An 18074-nucleotide genomic window follows, 5' to 3' on the forward strand; every position below is an offset into this window, starting at 1 on the left:
TGCACTGACATCATCCGTGAGGAGGTGCAGGAAGCCCAGGCCGAAAGCAGCGCGCATAAATTGCCTTCGCCCAAAGAAATCAGCGGCATCCTTGATCAATACGTCATTGGTCAGGAGCGTGCAAAGAAGGTTCTGGCCGTAGCGGTGTATAACCACTACAAACGCCTGAACCAGCGTGACAAAAAGGCTGACGACGTCGAACTCGGCAAGAGCAACATCCTGCTGATCGGCCCGACCGGCTCGGGTAAAACCCTGCTGGCCGAAACGCTGGCCCGCTTGCTGAACGTTCCGTTCACCATTGCCGACGCAACCACCCTCACCGAGGCGGGTTACGTGGGTGAAGATGTCGAGAACATCATTCAGAAGCTGTTGCAGAAGTGCGATTACGACGTAGAAAAAGCCCAGATGGGCATTGTCTACATCGACGAAATCGACAAGATTTCCCGCAAGTCCGACAACCCGTCGATCACCCGCGATGTTTCCGGTGAAGGCGTGCAGCAGGCCTTGCTGAAGTTGATCGAAGGTACGGTCGCTTCCGTTCCACCGCAAGGTGGCCGCAAGCATCCGCAGCAGGAATTCCTGCAGGTCGACACCCGTAACATCCTGTTCATCTGCGGTGGTGCGTTCTCTGGTCTGGAAAAGGTTATTCAAAACCGTTCCACCAAAGGCGGCATCGGTTTCAACGCAGAAGTGCGCAGCAAGGAAGAAGGCAAGAAAGTCGGTGAATCCCTGCGTGAAGTCGAGCCTGACGATCTGGTCAAGTTCGGTCTGATCCCGGAATTCGTCGGTCGTCTGCCGGTCCTCGCGACGCTGGACGAACTCGATGAAGCTGCATTGATGCAGATTCTCACCGAGCCGAAAAATGCTCTGACCAAACAGTATGCCAAGCTGTTCGAGATGGAAGGCGTCGATCTGGAATTCCGTTCCGACGCACTGAAATCGGTCGCCAAGCGTGCCCTGGAACGTAAAACCGGTGCTCGTGGCCTGCGCTCGATTCTCGAAGGTGTATTGCTCGACACGATGTATGAAATCCCCTCGCAGTCCGAGGTGAGCAAAGTCGTGATCGATGAAAGCGTGATCGAAGGCAAGTCCAAGCCACTGTATATCTACGAAAACAGTGAGCCGGCTGCCAAGGCAGCGCCGGACGCGTAAGCGTCCACCGCGCCGCAACAAAGAAGGGGCCTTCGGGCCTCTTTTTTTTTATGTCGTTTTTTACATCCGCTTTGCGCTTGTTTTTTTTCAAGGCAGCCCCCATCTTGGTTTCAAGCTCAATTCCATCTGATTACGGCCATATGGCCGCCGTAGAGGCGAAATCATGAAGACAACCATCGAATTGCCTCTCCTGCCATTGCGTGATGTCGTGGTTTATCCGCACATGGTTATCCCGCTGTTCGTGGGGCGCGAGAAATCCATCGAAGCCCTCGAGGCAGCGATGACGGGCGACAAGCAGATACTGCTGCTGGCCCAGAGAAACCCGGCTGACGATGATCCCGGTGAAGACGCTCTCTATCGCGTAGGTACCATTGCCACTGTCCTGCAGCTGCTGAAGCTGCCTGATGGCACTGTTAAGGTTCTGGTCGAGGGTGAGCAGCGCGGCACCGTCGAACGCTTCAGCGAAGTCGATGGCCACTGCCGTGCAGAAGTTTCGTTGATCGAAGAAGTCGACGCCGCCGAGCGCGAGTCCGAAGTCTTCGTACGTACGCTGCTGTCGCAGTTCGAACAATATGTGCAGCTGGGCAAGAAAGTCCCGGCTGAAGTCCTGTCATCGCTCAACAGCATCGATGAGCCGGGTCGTCTGGTCGACACCATGGCTGCGCACATGGCGCTGAAAATCGAGCAGAAGCAGGAAATCCTCGAAATCATCGATTTGTCGGCCCGGGTCGAGCACGTCCTGGCGTTGCTGGATGCCGAGATCGACCTGCTGCAAGTCGAAAAACGCATTCGCGGCCGCGTCAAAAAGCAAATGGAGCGCAGCCAGCGCGAGTACTACCTGAATGAGCAGATGAAGGCCATTCAGAAAGAGCTGGGCGACGGTGACGAAGGTCACAACGAAATCGAAGAGCTGAAAAAGCGCATCGATGCTGCCGGCCTGCCGAAAGACGCGCTGACCAAGGCGAACGCCGAGCTGAACAAGCTCAAGCAAATGTCGCCGATGTCCGCCGAAGCCACCGTGGTGCGCTCCTACATCGACTGGCTGGTGCAAGTGCCGTGGAAGGCACAGAGCAAAGTGCGCCTTGACCTGGCGCGTGCAGAAGACATTCTCGATGCCGATCACTACGGTCTCGAAGAGGTCAAGGAGCGCATCCTTGAATACCTCGCCGTGCAAAAGCGCGTGAAGAAAATCCGTGGCCCGGTGTTGTGCCTGGTGGGTCCTCCTGGCGTGGGTAAAACCTCGCTGGCAGAGTCGATTGCGCACGCCACCAACCGCAAATTCGTACGTATGGCCCTCGGTGGCGTGCGTGATGAAGCGGAAATTCGCGGTCACCGCCGGACTTACATCGGTTCGATGCCGGGAAGATTGATTCAAAAGATGACAAAGGTCGGCGTTCGCAACCCGCTGTTCCTGCTCGATGAAATCGACAAGATGGGCAGCGACATGCGTGGCGATCCGGCGTCGGCGTTGCTGGAAGTGCTCGATCCTGAGCAAAACCACAACTTCAACGACCACTATCTGGAAGTCGATTACGACCTGTCGGATGTGATGTTCCTGTGCACCTCGAACTCGATGAACATCCCGCCAGCACTGCTCGACCGCATGGAAGTAATCCGTCTGCCGGGCTACACCGAAGACGAAAAGATCAATATCGCCGTCAAATACCTTTCGCCAAAACAGATCACCGCTAACGGTCTGAAGAAGGGCGAGATTGAATTTGATGAAGAAGCGATCCGCGACATCATTCGTTACTACACCCGCGAAGCCGGTGTGCGTGGCCTCGAACGTCAGATCGCCAAGGTCTGCCGCAAGGCTGTCAAAGAGCACGCGCTGGAAAAACGCTTCTCGGTAAAAGTGACAGCTGACTTGCTGGAACACTTCCTCGGTGTGCGCAAATTCCGCTACGGTCTGGCCGAGCAACAGGATCAGATCGGTCAAGTCACCGGCCTTGCCTGGACTCAGGTTGGCGGCGAGTTGCTGACCATCGAAGCCGCTGTGGTACCGGGTAAAGGCCAACTGATCAAGACCGGTTCGCTGGGCGATGTGATGGTCGAATCGATCACCGCAGCGCTGACTGTTGTCCGCAGCCGTGCCAAGAGTCTGGGCATTCCCGTGGACTTCCACGAGAAGCGCGACACGCACATTCACATGCCGGAAGGTGCCACGCCGAAGGACGGTCCTAGCGCCGGTGTCGGCATGTGCACGGCCCTGGTGTCGGCCCTGACCGGGATTCCGGTGCGCGCCGATGTCGCCATGACCGGTGAAATCACCTTGCGTGGTCAGGTGCTGGCGATTGGCGGTCTGAAGGAAAAACTGCTGGCGGCGCATCGCGGCGGAATCAAGATTGTGATTATTCCGGAAGAGAACGTGCGCGATCTCAAGGAGATTCCTGACAATATCAAGCAGGATCTGCAGATTAAACCGGTTAAATGGATTGACGAGGTCCTGCAAATTGCGCTGCAATACGCGCCGGAGCCCTTGCCGGATGTGGCTCCGGAGATAGTTGCCAAGGATGAAAAACGTGAGTCTGACTCTAGGGAACGACGTCGCACGCCTTACTACGTGGGTGCCTGGGTGGCGGCCTTGAGCGCTGTGTAGCGCCCGTGTTCGCGTGCGGCTCGTCTGTGTCGGTCGGCCCTTCAGCGGTCGTTTTTGCTTTCACCAAAAAACTTAGAATCATCTCAAAATAGATATAAGGGGACTTAGAGTGAACAAGTCGGAACTGATTGATGCTATCGCTGCATCCGCTGATATCCCGAAAGCTGCTGCTGGCCGTGCGCTGGACGCTGTAATCGAATCCGTCACTGGCGCTCTCAAGGCTGGCGACTCCGTTGTTCTGGTTGGTTTCGGTACTTTCTCCGTGACTGATCGTCCAGCTCGCGTTGGTCGTAACCCACAGACCGGCAAGACGCTGCAAATCGCTGCTGCTAAAAAACCAGGTTTCAAAGCCGGTAAAGCACTGAAAGAAGCGGTCAACTAAGTCGTTACAAGTTTTTACCCATCCGGGTCGGGGTCATCCCTGACTTGGCAGCGGAGCGGTAGAGCAGGTCGCTGAAACAGCTGCCTGTAACGCCGGGATCGAGGGTTCGAGCCCTGTCCGCTCCGCCAGTTACGAGAAGGCGCATCCTCGGATGCGCCTTTCTTCTATCCGGATTCTACCCACGCTCCACGGTTGCCTAATTTTTGAAGTTCAACCGTTTCTGGGGGACGCATGCTGCAGAATATCAGGGACAATTCACAAGGCTGGATTGCCAAGACCATTATTGGGGTCATCGTTGCACTGATGGCCCTGACCGGTTTCGACGCCATTTTCAAGGCCACGACGCACACGAACGAAGCGGCCAAGGTCAATGGTGAAGAAATCAGCCAGAACGAGCTGAGCCAGGCCGTTGACATGCAACGCCGTCAGCTGATGCAACAGCTGGGCAAGGACTTCGATGCTTCCTTGCTCGACGAAAAAATGCTCCGCGAATCTGCCCTCAAAGGTCTGATTGATCGCAAGCTGCTGCTGCAAGGCGCTGAACAATCGAAGTTCGCTTTCTCCGAAGGCGCGTTGGACCAAGTGATCCTGTTGACGCCTGAATTCCAGGTCGACGGCAAGTTCAGCTCCGAGCGTTTCGATCAGGTAATCCGTCAACTGGGTTACAGCCGCATGCAATTCCGCCAGATGCTGGCTCAGGAAATGCTGATCGGCCAACTGCGTGCCGGTGTAGCGGGCAGCGGTTTCGTCACTGACGCCGAAGTGCTGGCTTTCGCCCGTCTGGAAAAACAGACCCGCGATTTCGCCACCCTGAACATCAAGGCCGATCCGGCTGCGGTGAAGCTGACCGACGATGAGGTCAAGGCTTACTACGACGAACACGCCAAGGAATTCATGACCCCTGATCAAGTGGTCATCGATTACCTCGAGCTGAAGAAGTCGTCGTTCTTCGACCAGGTTGCGGTCAAGGACGAAGACCTGCAGGCGGCGTATCAGAAAGAGATCGCCAACCTGTCGGAACAGCGTCGTGCCGCGCACATCCTGATCGAAGTGAACGACAAGACCACCGAAGCTCAGGCCAAGGCGAAAATCGAAGAAGTCGAGGCGCGTCTGGCCAAGGGCGAGAAATTCGAAGCGCTGGCCAAAGAGTTCTCGCAGGACCCGGGCTCGGCCAACAATGGTGGTGACCTCGGTTATGCAGGTCCTGGCGTTTACGATCCAGCTTTTGAAAAAGCGTTGTACTCGCTGAATAAAGATCAGGTTTCCGCGCCGGTTCGCACCGACTTCGGTTTCCACCTGATCAAGCTGCTGGGTGTCGAAGCGCCTGAAGTGCCGACACTGGCCAGCCTGAAAGACAAGCTGACCCGCGAGCTGAAAGCGGCGCAGGTCGAGCAGCGTTTCGTCGAGGCGACCAAGCAATTGGAAGACTCCGCGTTCGAAGCGTCTGACCTGGCCCAGCCAGCGGCAGATCTGAAGCTGACCGTGCACACCTCCAAGCCATTCGGCCGTGAAGGTGGTGAAGGCGTTGCGGCCAACCGTGCCGTGGTCACTGCAGCATTCAGCACCGAAGTGATTGATGAAGGCGCCAACAGCACCGCCATCGAGCTGGATCCGGAAACCGTGATCGTGCTGCGCTCCAAGGAACACCTGAAGCCTGCGCAACTGCCTCTGGAAAGCGTGAACGCGGCCATCCGCACTCAGCTGACCAAAGAGCACGCCAGCGCTGCTGCCAAGACCAAGGCCGAGAAGCTGATCGCTGATCTGCGCGATGGCAAGGCGCCGCTGGACAAGGCGGTTGACGGTCAGAACTGGAAAGCCACCGCAGCGGCCACCCGTGCGCAGGAAGGTGTTGATCCGGCCGTGTTGCAGGCATTGTTCCGCATGCCGAAGCCGGCGGCCAAAGACAAGCCGACGTTCAGCAACGTGACGCTGCCGGACGGCAGTCTGATGATCGTGCGCCTGAACGGCGTCAACGAAGCAGCGGCACCGACCGATGAAGAGAAGGCTCAATACCGTCGCTTCCTCGCGTCCCGTGAGGGTCAGCAAGACTTCGCGGCGTACCGCAAGCAGTTGGAAGCTCAGGCCGAAATCAAGCGTTACTGATGCCTGACTGAGCAGCAAGACCAAAAGCCCCGGCCGCAACGCCGGGGTTTTTTTTATTCCGTTCCTACAATGACCGTGGAAAACCGTGGCTTCTGGCATTGACGGCCGCAACCAAGGTCAGCACCAGTAGCGCTGCGACAATCCACGGAAACGCCCCAACGCCAGGGTTATCCAGCAATAGACCACCCACCAGCCCGCCGCCGGCAATTCCGACATTCCACAGGGTTACCAGCATCGATTGCGCCGTATCGGCAGCAACTCCCGCCGCTTTCGCCGAAGCGGTCTGCAACAGCGACGGCATAGCCCCGAATGCCAGCCCCCAGACAACTACGGCGACATAGACCACGCCGGCTGAATCGCGCCACACGCCCAGGGTCAGCGCCGAGAGCATGAACAGCGCTGTGCTGATCAACACCAGCTCACGCAGCCAGCGATCAATCAGGCTGCCGACGATCCGCAGGCTCAGTACCGAGGCGAGACCGAACGCCAGCAGCACGCGGTCGATGTCGTTTGCCAACCCGGAGGGTTGCAGGAACGGCGCGATGTAGGTGTAGAGAAGGTTGTGTGCCACCACGTAGGACAACGTCACGAACAACACCGGTCGCACCCCGGGAAGGGTGAACACCTGACGCAAGGGCAGGCGTTTTCCTGCACGTTCGCCGGCAAAGTCCGGCACCTGCCAGCGCACCCAGATCACCAGCAACACGGTCAGCGCGGTCATGATCGCAAAGCTCAGACGCCAGCCGACCATGGTGCCCAACAGTGTGCCTGCCGGTATGCCGAGCGACAGCGCCAGCGGTGCGCCGAGCATGGCGACGGTAATGGCGCGACCTTGCAGATGGGGCGCGACCATGCGGCTGGCGTAACCGGCCAGCAGCGCCCAGAGCAGGCCAGCAAACACGCCGGCAATCAACCGCGCGATCAGCGTCAGCCAGTACAGGTCTGACAGCGCGGTAATACTGTTCGCCAGCGCGAAGCCGCCAATGGCCGACAACAGCAGCGGCCGTCGTCGCCAGCCGCGTGTGGCGATGGTCAGGGGAATCGCCGCGAGCAGCGAACCGACGGCATAGAGCGTGACCAGTTGCCCGATCAGCGCCTGCGAGACGTTCAGGCCGGCGCTCATTTGGGGCAATAGCCCGGCGGGCATGGCCTCGGTGAGCACGGTGATGAACCCGGCGGTGGCCAGCGCCAACAGCGCACCCAACGGCAGGCGTTCGCGGTTGGCGGCGGCTTGTATCAGGGGCGGGGAGGTCAGTTGCGCATCGTTCATGATCCAGCGTCCATTTCGAAGGGAGAGACGAAGGCCATAGGGTAGGGCGCTGCGCATTCGGGAAAAACCGGTTATGGTTCCGAACATATCGGACATTGATGTCGCCAATCCCGGAGTGAAAATGGACAGCCTCGGCAGTATTTCGGTGTTCGTACAGGCCGCCGAAACCCGGAGTTTTACCGAGGCCGGGCGCCTGCAAGGGGTTTCGTCGTCGGCGATCGGCAAGAGTATTGCGCGTCTGGAGGCGCGGCTCGGTGTGCGGCTGTTTCATCGCAGCACCCGCAGCATCACCCTGACCGCAGAGGGGGCCTTGTTTCTGGAGCGCTGCCGGAAGATTCTGGCGGAGGTCGAAGCCGCCGAGTTCGAGTTGTGCAACGCCGCCTCGGCGCCCCATGGCAAGTTGCGCATCAGCCTGCCGCAGGTGCATGACCTGGTGATGCCGGTCCTGATCGAGTTCATGGCGTTGTACCCGCAGATCGAGCTGGACCTGGATCTCACCGATCGCATGGTCGATGTCGTCGACGAGGGCTTTGACGCGGTGATTCGCACGGGCAAGCCGAAAGATTCGCGACTGATGGCGCGACCGTTGGGCGAGTTTCATCTGGTGCTGGTGGCCAGTGCCGTTTATCTCGATCAGCACGGCGCGCCGCAAACCCCGGCCGATCTGGCTGATCACGCCTGCCTGCGCCACACCTTTCACGCCACCGGAAAACTCGAAGCGTGGCCCTTGCGGCGTGAGGAAGGGAGCGCAGAGCCGGTGTTGCCGACGCGGCTGGTCAGCACGTCGATCGAGGCGGTGAGCCACGCGGCGTTGGCCGGGATGGGCATTGCCTGTCTGCCGGATTTCATGGTCGCCGAGGCGGTCCGGCAAGGTCGATTACGGCGGGTGCTCGATGCATATGTGGAGCATGACGGGCAGTTTTGGGTATTGTGGCCATCAAGTCGCCATGCAGCGGCCAAACTGCGAGTGTTCATCGATCATATTTCGCAGCGACTTTTTCCCGCAAAGGATGGTCGATAGAGTTGTAAGCGTTTTAAGACACTAATCCGTACTCCGCAGGGCCGCGATCTGTTGCACAATACGCCCCGGACTGTTTTCCCTCAGGATGTTTAATGTTGATTTCCACTCCCTTGCGTGTTGTCGGGTTGGCGTTGTTGGTGGCTGCTGTCGCCGGCTGTTCGAAAGACAAGCCGATGTATGAGCATGAGAATTTCGACGACTCCGGTATGTTTTCGCGCAACTACCCGGTGGCCGATACTGCCAGTTGCGAAGCCGCCCGGCGCGCATTGCTCAGTCAGGGTTACATCATCACCAGCAGTGACCCGAAACTGGTCAGTGGCCACAAGAGCTTCCAGCAAACCGGCGATACGCACTTGGAGATCAGCTTCAACGTGGTCTGCGCCGAAGACAGCAGCGGCAAACATCACGCGACGATGTTCGCCAATGCCCTGCAGGATCGCTACGCGCTGAAGAAGACCAATAACTCGGCCAGCCTGGGTGTCGGCGTATTGGGTTCGGTGTCGATGCCGATCGGCTCGTCGGACGATTCGATGGTCAAGGTTGCCAGTGAAACGGTGATTTCGCAGAAGTTCTACGAGCGCTTTTTCACCTTGGTCGAGCAGTTCCTGCCGGCTGATGCGAAGAAGGCTGCGCACATCGAAGAGAAACCCAAGGCCGATCTGGGGATGCCGGAACCGAAGCCTGCGCCACTGACGCCGACACCCGCAGCCGAGCCGGCCGCGACTCCCGCGCCTGCACCTGCTGCAGAACCGGCGCCGGCACCTGCTGAAGTGGCCCCCGTGATTTCCGAGCCGGTTGTACCGCCAGCGGAGTCGGCGCCGATCACTTCAGCGCCGAGTGCCGATCCTGCACCGGCCACGGAAACCATCACACCACCGGTCAACCCGGACATCCCGCCGCCCTCCGAGCCGATTCCGGCGATGCCATCCTCAGGCCAGTAATACCGCCTGATCCCCTGTAGGAGCTGCCGCAGGCTGCGATCTGTTGATCTTGATTTAAAAACCAGGATCAACAGATCGCAGTCTGCGGCAGCTCCTACCCAGGAAAATTTCGTTACATTCCCCTGACAAAAATCCCGCGATAAATTCCTGACCACCTGCTACGTTTTAATGATGAAGGCCGGGTTTCACTTTTCCTTCATACGGGCAGTTTATGCTCGAGGCACTGGGCATTTGCTCAGGCCCATTCAAGAGAGCAGCAGGGGGATTACGCAATGGATGACTATCAAGAAGAGCTGCTCGAATTCCAGGCCTTTGAACTGGATCAACCGGAACCTGCGGAAGACGCCACCGAGCTGTGAGCTTTAGCTTGTAGCCCTATGCCGTCTGGCGATGGCTGCGACGAAATTCGCCGGGTGTCTGTCCCGTCCAGCGCTTGAACGCTCGCTGGAAAGCTTCGGCTGAAGCAAAGCCGAGCAGATAAGCGATCTCACCGAATGCCAGTTCGGTGTCGCGAATGTAGGTCATCGCCAGATCACGGCGAGTGTCGTTGAGGATCGCGCGAAACTGCGTGCCTTCCTCGGCCAGTTTGCGCCGCAGTGTCCAGGTTGGCAGCTTCAGGCGTGCCGCCACTTCCTCCAGATCCGGTTCGCGACCACCGTTGAGCAACGGCCCGAGCAATTGCGTGATGCGTTCGCGCAGGCTGCGGGTGCGCGTCAGCTGTTCCAGTTCGCGCTCACACAATTGCAGCAGATGCCGCCAGGTGCTTGGGCAGTGTTCGGGGTTGCGTTGCGCGAGGCTGTTCAGGCTCAGGCGCAGTTGATTACGTTCGGCGCCGAACAGGATCGGGCAATCCCCCAGCGCCGCGTACGCTTCGCGGTAATCCGGCTCGGCGAATTCGATTTCGATGCGTTCAGCGCGCAGCGTTTCACGACTGACGCTGGACAGTTGCTGCAACCAGCCGGCAATGATCGAATCCACCACAAAGCGGTTGTAGGCGTTGTACGGGCTGATCGAATAGAAACGCAGCCATGCGCCGTTGGCATCTTCGTGAAAGCTCGACTGCCCGCGATAGTTGGAGCCGTACAGTGCTTCGAAACGGATCAGGCAACGGGCGGCTTCGCGCACGGTCGGCGCTTGTGCGGCGGTGACCCCGGCCAGTCCGGCTTGGCTCAGGCGGCTCAGTTGGCCCATTCGCAGGCCTAACGCCGGGTCTTCGGTCAGCTGGATCGCCGCGTGCCCGAGGCGCATGTAACGCGGAATTGACAATCGTGCTCCGGCCTCGGCCAGACGGGCGGCATCGAGACCGTATTGCTCAAGCAGCGGCTGCGGATCGGCACCATGGCTGCGCACCGCGTCGGCGAGGCTGTGAACGAAACCCACCGACAAATCGCCAAGGCGCATCGGCAGCGGTTTCATGATTTACAACCAGACATTCAGCAAACGCGCGCCACGGGCTTCGCCGTCGGCAAACTGCTGGCCGTTGCTGCTGAGAAAGCTTTGCCCGGAACTCGACTTGTCCCAGAACTGCCCGCGCAGGAACACGCTCACGCCAGCGATCGCGCGACTGCTCGGCGGCTGCGCAGTGAGGGTCAGGCGATGCCAGGCCTGGCCTTCACTGACTTCGCCGGGCTTGAGGCTGACCGAGCCCGGCGTGCTCGAACCTTTATAGCCGCCCCACGGTTGATTCCACACGCCATGACCCACCACGAACGCCGGCACCGCCACCAGTTGCGCACCTTGCTCGTCGAGTTTGCGGTAATTGTCCGGATACCAGCTGTCACTGCCGATGAGGATGCCCAGGCGCCCGGCGGGCGTGTCGACGACGTTGATCGCGTGTTGATCTTCGCCCTCGATCACATCGCGTTGATCGAAGATCGGGTGCATCTGCCGCTGCGGTTGCCCCAACGGCACGCCATCGCGACCAAACACCACGCTGCTGTTGAACAGTGCGCCGCTGCCGGGTTTGAGCTGGCCATCGCGAATGCTTGGCTCCGGCAAGACGATCGAGCCGGCCACCAGCGTCACATGAAATTCCTTGGCCAGGCCACCGAACAGCGCCTGGTAATCCTTGGCCATCGCCTTGGATTTCATACGTAGATGGGCGTCATCGAGACGACTATTGCCCTTGGCGCTGAGCCAGGCACGGGCGAACAACAGCGGGTTGCTCGCGGCCAGCCAGTTCATCGCTTCGGCGAGGGTCGGCGCCTGATACAGCTCGTCTTTCTCGCCGCTGATCATCAGCCACGTGCCGACATGCTCCGGCAACACCACCACGGTTTTCTCGTTCAACAAGCCTTGATCCTGAGCCTGTTGCAGATACGCCGCGAGTTTGCGGTGCAGGCGATCGGGGCTTTGATAGTCGGTGGGAAACAGTTCGGGCTGGATGCCCAGCAGGTTGCCGCGGTCGGCAGGCGTGCCCTCATCGACCGCCAGTTTGATGCGCAGGTCCGACAGGTAATGGCCCGCCGGCCGGTCTGCCGCCCACATGGCGTAGGTGGTCAGGACGGCCACGATGGCCATGGAAAATGTCAGGTACAAAAGTTTGCGCATGAAAACCAACAACAGCCGGGTACAGGGTGTGGCGACTAGGGTAGGGCCCATGGCGCCGATTGCCAAGAGGCGCTGCGCATTTGGATCAATAACTTGTCAGTTACGGTCATTGAGTGACAACGGTGCGACTCTTAGTCTGTGCCACATGACTGACGGGGGACGCAGAGCTCCCGCACTTTTTCCGTGAACGCTCGTTGTGGAGTTACCGATGACCGCCGCTCATTACCCGCACCTGTTGGCCCCGCTGGACCTGGGATTCACCACGCTGCGCAACCGCACCCTGATGGGTTCGATGCATACGGGCCTGGAAGAGAAACCGGGCGGCTTCGAGCGCATGGCGGCGTACTTTGCCGAGCGCGCGCGCGGCGGTGTCGGCCTGATGGTCACCGGCGGCATTGGTCCGAACGACGAGGGCGGGGTGTACTCCGGCGCGGCCAAGCTGACCACCGAAGAAGAAGCGCTCAAGCACCGCATCGTCACCCGCGCGGTGCACGAGGCGGGCGGCAAGATCTGCATGCAGATCCTTCACGCCGGCCGTTATGCCTACAGCCCGAAGCAAGTCGCACCGAGCGCGATCCAGGCGCCGATCAACCCGTTCAAGCCTAAAGAGCTGGACGAGGAAGGCATCGAGAAGCAGATCAGCGATTTCGTCACCTGCTCGGTACTGGCACAAACCGCCGAGTACGACGGCGTCGAGATCATGGGCTCGGAAGGTTATTTCATTAACCAGTTCCTCGCCGCGCACACCAACCATCGCACTGACCGCTGGGGCGGCAGCTACGAAAACCGCATGCGCCTGCCGGTAGAAATCGTCCGCCGTGTACGTGAGTCGGTAGGCCCTAACTTCATCATCATTTTCCGTCTGTCGATGCTCGATCTGGTCGAGGGCGGCAGCACCTGGGATGAAATCGTCATCCTCGCCAAAGCCATCGAGCAGGCCGGCGCGACCATCATCAATACCGGCATCGGCTGGCACGAAGCGCGGATTCCGACCATCGCCACCAAAGTGCCGCGTGCGGCATTCAGCAAGGTCACGGCCAAGCTGCGCGGTTCGGTGAGCATTCCGTTGATCACCACCAACCGCATCAACACCCCGGAAATCGCCGAGCAGATTCTTGCCGAAGGCGATGCCGACATGGTCTCGATGGCGCGGCCGTTCCTCGCCGATCCAGACTTCGTCAACAAGGCTGCCGAAGGCCGCGCGGATGAGATCAACACCTGCATCGGTTGCAACCAGGCGTGCCTCGATCACACCTTTGGCGGCAAGCTGACCAGTTGCCTGGTCAACCCGCGTGCCTGCCACGAGACCGAACTCAACTATCTGCCGGTGCAGCAGATCAAGAAGATTGCCGTAGTCGGCGCCGGCCCTGCCGGTCTGTCCGCTGCAACCGTGGCGGCCGAGCGTGGCCATCAGGTGACCCTGTTCGATTCGGCCAGCGAAATCGGCGGCCAGTTCAACATTGCCAAGCGTGTACCGGGCAAGGAAGAGTTCTTCGAGACCCTGCGCTACTTCAAGCGCAAGTTGCAGACGACGAATGTCGAGGTGTGCCTGAACACTCGCGTCGATGTGGCGAAACTGCTTGAAGGCGGCTACGACGAAATCATCCTCGCCACCGGCATTGCGCCGCGTTTGCCAGCGATTCCGGGCGTCGAGAATGCCAAGGTGCTGAGCTACATCGACGTGATCCTTGAGCGTAAACCGGTCGGCAAGCGTGTCGCGGTGATCGGCGCGGGCGGTATCGGTTTTGACGTCTCGGAGTTCCTCGTCCATGAAGGCGTTGCGACCAGTCAGGACCGTGCCGCGTTCTGGAAAGAATGGGGCATCGATACGAAGCTGGAAGCACGCGGTGGCGTCGCCGGGATCAAAGCGGCGCCGCACGCTCCGGCCCGTGAAGTGTTCCTGTTGCAGCGCAAGAAAACCAAGGTCGGCGATGGCCTGGGTAAAACCACTGGCTGGATTCACCGTACCGGTTTGAAGAACAAGCAGGTGCAAATGCTCAACAGCGTTGAATACCTGAGCATTGACGACGAGGGTTTGCACATCCGCATCGGCGAAGCCGGCGAGCCGCAATTGCTGGCGGTGGACAACATCGTGATCTGCGCGGGGCAGGATCCGCTGCGTGAGCTGCACGATGGCTTGGTGGAAGCCGGGCAAAACGTGCACCTGATCGGCGGCGCCGATGTCGCGGCCGAGCTGGACGCCAAGCGCGCCATCAACCAAGGCTCACGCCTCGCCGCTGAACTGTAAACACCCCTGCAGGAGCTGCCGCAGGCTGCGATCTTTTGATCTGGGTTTTCAAAAACAGGATCAAAAGATCGCAGCCTGTGGCAGCTCCTACTAGTATGTGTTTTTTTCAGATCATGCTCTGCTCATGTTTGCCCACGCCCCCCTCGAACACCTTCATCTGGACTGGCTCAGCGCTGCCGGCATTGAGGTCGCGATCCTGCGCCTCGACCAGATTGACCCGCTGATCAGCGGCAATAAATGGTTCAAACTCTCTGAACACCTCAAAGCCGCCGAGGGTGCCGGTGCTGAAGGCATCATCAGTCTCGGTGGTGCTCACTCCAATCATCTGCATGCGTTGGCGGCGGCGGGCAAACGGTTGGGATTCAAGACTGTCGGGCTGTTGCGTGGGCATGCGCAGGAAACGCCGACCGTGCAGGATTTGCAAGCGTTCGGCATGCAGTTGCACTGGTTGGGTTACGGCGGCTACCGCGCGCGGAATGAGCCGGGGTTCTGGGAACCTTGGCAGGCGCAGTACCCGCAACTGTATGCGGTGCCGGAGGGCGGCGGTGGATTGGCCGGCGCGCTGGGTTGCGCTGCGCTCAAACAGCAACTCGATGCACAATTGCCCACGCTCGGCTGGAGCGATTACCACGGCTGGTGGCTGGCCTGCGGCACCGGCACGACATTGGCCGGGTTAGTGCTGGCGGAGGCGGGGGCGCATCCGGTGTTTGGCGCACTGGCGGTGCCGGAGGATCACGGTGTGGCGCCGCACATCGAGGCGATCCTGCAAGCAGCAGGATTGGCGAATGCGGGCTACGAGTTGATCGAGGCCAGCCGTGGTGGTTTTGCCAGGGTTGATTCGGCGTTGCTCGCGTTTATTGAGCAGACCGAACAGGCTAGCGGTGTGCCCTTGGAACCGCTCTATACCGGCAAAGCGCTGATGGCCCTAAAGGAACAGATAGAAGCAGGCAGATTTGCCAGCGGCACACGACTGATCGTCATCCACACCGGCGGCCTGCAGGGCAGACGCGGTTTCAGCACCTGTCCCTGACCGCACCCTATTTCTGTCATATGGAGATTCATTGTGGCGAGGGGATTTATCCCCGCTGGGCTGCGAAGCAGCCCCAATTCAGCCCACACTGTTCAGTCTGACACACCGCGTTTTGAGGTTTTGGGGCTGCTTCGCAGCCCAACGGGGATAAATCCCCTCGCCACAGTGGTTTGCAGTGCCACAGATAGATCCCATTGCCAGCCACAATGGTTTGCAGTGCCTCAGATAAATGCCAGCAACAATGGATGTATTGCCACAGTGAGATCCCGGTGGTTTCACCCGCGCTTGGGCATCATCCGCAGCAGCGTGTTATCGCCTACCACGTAATGGTGATAGATCCCCGCCAGCGCATGCAGCCCGATCAGCCAGTATCCGATCGTGCCGATCAGCACGTGCCAGTGCTCGACCTGCTTGGCGAAATCCTTGTTCTCCGCAACCAGCAGCGGCAGATCAAAGCCATAAAACATCACCTGATGCCCCTCGGCGCTGGTAATCAGCCAGCCGAGAATCGGCATGCTGATCATGAACAGGTACAGCGCCCAGTGCATCAGCCGCGCCAGCACGGTTTGCCATTGCGGCGAAGCGGGGAAGATCTTCGGTGCCGGGCCGAGGCTGCGCGCGAGCAGGCGAAACCACACCAGCACGAACACGGTCAGGCCAAGCATGTAATGCACTTCGCGGATCAGCGTGCGGCCGCCGCTGCCTTTGGGGAAGAAGCCGCGCAATTCCATGCTGGCGTACACCAGCACCAACAACACCAGCATCAGCCAGTGCAGCAGCACCGACACGGTGCTGTAGCGCGATTCTGAACTTGTCCACGGCATACGGTGTTCCTCTCGGTTCAGGGCTCCATCGCGCCGTTTCTCCGACGGCATACCTTAACTGTAAACGTCCTTTGGGATTTTTGCCTGAACCCGGCAGAAGTTTTTTCATGTGCTGCTTTTATGACGCTGTTAGTTTCTGCAAAGCGTGATTTTAGTTGTTCAGGTGTAACCGGTTGTTGTTTATTTTTTGAATCTTTAGAGCGTTTGATTGACGTTATTTAAGTGTTTAGTGTTATGCGTAGTTGTCGCTTTTAAAACAGTTGGGTTGACAAGTAATTCCATTAATAACAGGATTTTTCATAAAAGGATTTCAAGATGACTTTCAGTATTCTTCTGGATCGTAAACAGAGTAAGAACATTGTAAAAAAAGCGATGGCAAAACCACCGGTATCGCGACCGAAACCTGTGCCCGGCAAACCGCCAGTGACGCCACCCTCCAAACCCGTGGTCAAGCCGCCCGTGGTTCCGGTCAAGCCGCCAGTCAAGCCTGCCCCGGTCAAACCACCGGTCAAACCTCCCGTCAAGCCAGTAACGCCGGTCACCAAACCTCCCGTCAAGCCAGTAACGCCGGTCACCAAACCACCGGTCAAGCCAGTGACGCCAGGCACCAAACCGCCGGTAAGCGTCCGTCCGCCAATGCCGTGGCCTACCTTGAATATCAACATTGATCCCGTGGCACTCATCAATCTGGTGAACGCCCTCGGCAGTATTGGCAAGCCCGACGGGTCGACCAAGCTGATCGATGGCAGCGTCGTCAATGCTGAGCGAAACCAGGTCACCCGACCGGACGGCATCATTCAGCATGCTGACGGCAGGGTAGAGCACCCGGACGGACGTATCGTCTGGCCGGATGAGACTGTTGAATATCCAGATGGTCGTATCGTCTGGGCTGACGGCACCGAGCAATTGGCGGACGGTTCGATTCGTTATGTGGACGGCTTGCTATATGACGCAGAAGGCAATCTTGTTGTTGAGTGACTGTTGTAGATTCAATGCTGTGTGTTATTCGGATTTAACGGTGTAGATTCCGATTGAATATTTAAGTCGATCAATAAAAAACCGCCAACTGTTGATCAGTTGGCGGTTTTTTTAATCTGACTTAATCGTTTTGCGGCATCTCACCCTTGGCCAGACGCTTGTTGATGTCGGCAATCACTTCCGGCAAGTCAGTGATGGTGTCGATCATATAGTGCGGGCGCGAGCTTTCGAACAGTGCGTGAATGCGTTTGCGTTCGCTGGCCAGTTCATCGCTGCCCAAGGCGCGGAAACCGGCGTAATCCAGGCCCAGCGCATTGCCGGAGCAGATCAGCGCGACCGTCCACATCCCGGCGCGGCGGCCTTCGAGGATGCCGGGCACGGTGTCGTCGATCTTCACGCAGGCACCGACATCGTCGATGCCCAGTGCAATTACGTTGGCCAGTGCTTGAGCCGGCCATGGGCGACCGTTCGGCACTTCGTCGGTGGCGACCACGTGGTCGGCGACATAACCGTTGCTGGCGGCCAGTTCGACGACTTTATCCATGACCTGTTTCGGGTAGCCGGAGCACGAACCGATCTTGATCCCTTGCTCGCGCAGCTTGGCGATGGTTTCCAGGGCGCCGGGAATCAGCGCCGAGTGTTCGGCGATCTTCTCGATCTGCAGGGGCATGAAACGCTTGTAGATCGCGGTGACGTCATCGTCGGTCGGCGTGCGGCCGAAGACTTTGCGATAACGCTCGGCGACTTGCGGCTGATCGCAGAGGGTACGGATGTGATCCCACTTGCCCATGCCCATCGGCCCGCGGGCTTCTTCGATGGAAACCTGTACATCGAATTCGGCGAAGGCTTCGACGAAAATCTGCGTCGGCGCGAAAGAACCGAAATCGACCACGGTGCCGGCCCAGTCGAGGATCGCGGCTTGCAGCTTGCTTGGATTGACGTAGTTCATGGCAATTAAATTCCTGATTTGGCAATG

The 18074-nt window shown here is 59.0% G+C and carries 14 protein-coding genes; 9 read left to right on the forward strand and 5 right to left on the reverse strand.

The genetic code is table 11. The features are described 5' to 3' along the window. The 4 genes from clpX to ACIPZE_RS03180 form a co-directional block, all read left to right on the forward strand. A partial coding sequence (clpX, locus tag ACIPZE_RS03165) for an ATP-dependent Clp protease ATP-binding subunit ClpX (protein ID WP_400771304.1) occupies positions 1-1152 on the forward strand: 1152 nt, incomplete at its 5' end. Positions 1153-1315: 163 nt separating this feature from the next. Beyond that, entirely contained in the window at positions 1316-3751 is a 2436-nt protein-coding gene (gene lon / locus ACIPZE_RS03170) for an endopeptidase La (RefSeq protein ID WP_400771307.1), read from the forward strand. Between the two features lie 109 nt (positions 3752-3860). Next, entirely contained in the window at positions 3861-4133 is a 273-nt protein-coding gene (locus ACIPZE_RS03175; RefSeq protein WP_008077714.1) for an HU family DNA-binding protein, read from the forward strand. Between the two features lie 231 nt (positions 4134-4364). Beyond that, entirely contained in the window at positions 4365-6236 is a 1872-nt protein-coding gene (locus tag ACIPZE_RS03180) for a SurA N-terminal domain-containing protein (protein WP_400771310.1), read from the forward strand. Positions 6237-6300: 64 nt separating this feature from the next. Here the strand turns inward: ACIPZE_RS03180 and ACIPZE_RS03185 are convergent, their stop codons facing one another. Next, positions 6301-7506 (reverse strand): MFS transporter, encoded by a 1206-nt coding sequence (locus tag ACIPZE_RS03185; RefSeq protein ID WP_400771312.1) that lies wholly within the window; start codon positions 7504-7506, stop codon positions 6301-6303. A 121-nt stretch (positions 7507-7627) separates the two neighbouring features. Here ACIPZE_RS03185 and ACIPZE_RS03190 point away from each other — a divergent pair, with 121 nt between their 5' ends. After that, entirely contained in the window at positions 7628-8527 is a 900-nt protein-coding gene (locus tag ACIPZE_RS03190; RefSeq protein ID WP_400771514.1) for a LysR family transcriptional regulator, read from the forward strand. Between the two features lie 92 nt (positions 8528-8619). Beyond that, positions 8620-9468 carry a DUF2242 domain-containing protein gene (locus ACIPZE_RS03195; RefSeq protein ID WP_400771315.1) on the forward strand — a complete coding sequence of 283 codons (849 nt, stop codon included), beginning with the start codon at positions 8620-8622 and terminating at the stop codon, positions 9466-9468. A gap of 375 nt (positions 9469-9843) precedes the next feature. On the opposite strand, the gene ACIPZE_RS03200 is transcribed toward ACIPZE_RS03195, so the two are convergent. Together ACIPZE_RS03200 and ACIPZE_RS03205 are read right to left on the reverse strand one after the other, a co-directional pair. Then, positions 9844-10884 (reverse strand): AraC family transcriptional regulator, encoded by a 1041-nt coding sequence (locus ACIPZE_RS03200; RefSeq protein WP_400771317.1) that lies wholly within the window; start codon positions 10882-10884, stop codon positions 9844-9846. A gap of 3 nt (positions 10885-10887) precedes the next feature. Beyond that, positions 10888-12018, reverse strand: coding sequence for a nitrilase-related carbon-nitrogen hydrolase (locus ACIPZE_RS03205; protein WP_400771320.1), 1131 nt, complete (start codon positions 12016-12018; stop codon positions 10888-10890). 208 nt (positions 12019-12226) lie between these two features. Here ACIPZE_RS03205 and ACIPZE_RS03210 point away from each other — a divergent pair, with 208 nt between their 5' ends. Together ACIPZE_RS03210 and ACIPZE_RS03215 are read left to right on the forward strand one after the other, a co-directional pair. Continuing rightward, positions 12227-14266 (forward strand): FAD-dependent oxidoreductase, encoded by a 2040-nt coding sequence (locus ACIPZE_RS03210; RefSeq protein ID WP_400771322.1) that lies wholly within the window; start codon positions 12227-12229, stop codon positions 14264-14266. A gap of 124 nt (positions 14267-14390) precedes the next feature. Then, entirely contained in the window at positions 14391-15296 is a 906-nt protein-coding gene (locus ACIPZE_RS03215; protein WP_400771324.1) for a 1-aminocyclopropane-1-carboxylate deaminase/D-cysteine desulfhydrase, read from the forward strand. 275 nt (positions 15297-15571) lie between these two features. Here ACIPZE_RS03215 and ACIPZE_RS03220 read toward each other — a convergent pair whose 3' ends face one another. Then, the gene (locus tag ACIPZE_RS03220; RefSeq protein WP_283436975.1) at positions 15572-16120 is read right to left on the reverse strand and encodes a cytochrome b; all 549 of its coding nucleotides are present in this window, start codon (positions 16118-16120) and stop codon (positions 15572-15574) included. Positions 16121-16435: 315 nt separating this feature from the next. On the opposite strand from ACIPZE_RS03220, the gene ACIPZE_RS03225 reads away from it, so the two are divergent. Beyond that, positions 16436-17098 carry a hypothetical protein gene (locus ACIPZE_RS03225; protein ID WP_400771326.1) on the forward strand — a complete coding sequence of 221 codons (663 nt, stop codon included), beginning with the start codon at positions 16436-16438 and terminating at the stop codon, positions 17096-17098. A gap of 121 nt (positions 17099-17219) precedes the next feature. Here the strand turns inward: ACIPZE_RS03225 and phnX are convergent, their stop codons facing one another. Next, the gene (gene phnX / locus ACIPZE_RS03230; RefSeq protein ID WP_129392025.1) at positions 17220-18047 is read right to left on the reverse strand and encodes a phosphonoacetaldehyde hydrolase; all 828 of its coding nucleotides are present in this window, start codon (positions 18045-18047) and stop codon (positions 17220-17222) included. Between the last annotated feature and the right edge of the window lie 27 nt (positions 18048-18074).

Origin of the sequence: Pseudomonas sp. NPDC089741 (assembly GCF_044748825.1) — a bacterium.
Lineage (GTDB): Bacteria > Pseudomonadota > Gammaproteobacteria > Pseudomonadales > Pseudomonadaceae > Aquipseudomonas > Aquipseudomonas helmanticensis.

Coding starts and splice junctions, on each gene's coding strand:
- lon (WP_400771307.1), top strand. CDS start 1,316: ATGAAGACAACCATCGAATTGCCTCTCCTGCCATTGCGTGATGTCGTG.
- ACIPZE_RS03180 (WP_400771310.1), top strand. CDS start 4,365: ATGCTGCAGAATATCAGGGACAATTCACAAGGCTGGATTGCCAAGACC.
- ACIPZE_RS03185 (WP_400771312.1), bottom strand. CDS start 7,506: ATGAACGATGCGCAACTGACCTCCCCGCCCCTGATACAAGCCGCCGCC.
- ACIPZE_RS03190 (WP_400771514.1), top strand. CDS start 7,628: ATGGACAGCCTCGGCAGTATTTCGGTGTTCGTACAGGCCGCCGAAACC.
- ACIPZE_RS03195 (WP_400771315.1), top strand. CDS start 8,620: ATGTTGATTTCCACTCCCTTGCGTGTTGTCGGGTTGGCGTTGTTGGTG.
- ACIPZE_RS03200 (WP_400771317.1), bottom strand. CDS start 10,884: ATGAAACCGCTGCCGATGCGCCTTGGCGATTTGTCGGTGGGTTTCGTT.
- ACIPZE_RS03205 (WP_400771320.1), bottom strand. CDS start 12,018: ATGCGCAAACTTTTGTACCTGACATTTTCCATGGCCATCGTGGCCGTC.
- ACIPZE_RS03210 (WP_400771322.1), top strand. CDS start 12,227: ATGACCGCCGCTCATTACCCGCACCTGTTGGCCCCGCTGGACCTGGGA.
- ACIPZE_RS03215 (WP_400771324.1), top strand. CDS start 14,391: ATGTTTGCCCACGCCCCCCTCGAACACCTTCATCTGGACTGGCTCAGC.
- ACIPZE_RS03220 (WP_283436975.1), bottom strand. CDS start 16,120: ATGCCGTGGACAAGTTCAGAATCGCGCTACAGCACCGTGTCGGTGCTG.
- ACIPZE_RS03225 (WP_400771326.1), top strand. CDS start 16,436: ATGACTTTCAGTATTCTTCTGGATCGTAAACAGAGTAAGAACATTGTA.
- phnX (WP_129392025.1), bottom strand. CDS start 18,047: ATGAACTACGTCAATCCAAGCAAGCTGCAAGCCGCGATCCTCGACTGG.